The following is a 1,014-nucleotide window of genomic DNA, read 5'->3' on the forward strand; positions in this document are numbered from 1 at the left end:
GACTTGCTTCAACCAAAGAATATCGGTCGACTCAAGTCCGGCCTCATTAGCAAATACCGCCCTATTTTCTGTAACAGACTCAGGATCATCACCAACATGGTCGCCAAGATTCAAGCTCGCATACGGACCGCCGCTCACACCCCCTTTGCGGGTCGAAACGATCGCACGTACATTTTTAGGTGCCGGCCAGTCTGGCGTAATAAACTCGCTGTCCATGATACTCACCTTGAGTGACGCACCAGCCAAAGGTCAAACTTCATCAGCCCGACCAACTAAATCGAGCAGTGCGCGCATATCGTCTGGCAGATCGACCTCCCAACTAACTTCTTCTTCATCAACAGGGTGAATCAGCGTCAGTTTTTTCGCATGCAACGCCTGCCTTGGGAAGGCTTTTAACGCCTCTTTGAATTCTACACTCGTGCCGGCAGGAACTCGCGAGCGACCGGCATATGTCGGGTCACCCACTAGCGGATAACCAATGTGCGCCATATGCACACGAATCTGATGCGTTCTGCCCGTTTCCAGCTTTACTCGAATATGAGTATGGTGCTCAAACTTCTTGATCAATCGATAGTGGGTAACGGCCGGTTTACCAAATGGCGTCACGGTCATTTTCTTGCGATCGCGAGAATGTCGGGCAATGGGCTCATCAACCGTTCCACCCCCCGTCATTACGCCGGTCACCACGGCTTCATACTCGCGACCCATGCTTCGATCTTGCAGCTGCCCAACGATGTGCGCATGTGCTTGCAACGTTTTCGCTACGACCATTAATCCTGAGGTATCTTTGTCTAAACGATGAACAATGCCGGCCCTCGGGACATTGTTGAGTGCCTCATTGTAATGCAGCAACCCATTTACGAGTGTGCCAGAGTAGTTCCCAGCCGCTGGGTGAACGACAAGACCCACGGGCTTGTTCAAGATGAGAATCGACGCATCTTCAAAAACAACATCCAACGCCATCGGCTCAGGAAGCCAATCACCCTGAGCTTCAAGCTCTGCGCTCACCTCAAC

General features: G+C 52.0%; 2 protein-coding genes. Both read right to left on the minus strand.

Annotated features, from left to right (window positions below):
• Positions 1–216, minus strand: a 216-nt coding sequence (locus A3750_RS02605) for a laccase domain-containing protein (RefSeq protein ID WP_197474830.1), incomplete at its 3' end; no start/stop codon positions are given.
• 33 nt (positions 217–249) lie between these two features.
• Positions 250–1,014 (minus strand): 23S rRNA pseudouridine(1911/1915/1917) synthase RluD (gene rluD / locus A3750_RS02610; RefSeq protein WP_156498331.1); only part of this gene is annotated, 765 nt, incomplete at its 5' end.

Source organism: Oleiphilus sp. HI0079, assembly GCF_001635105.1.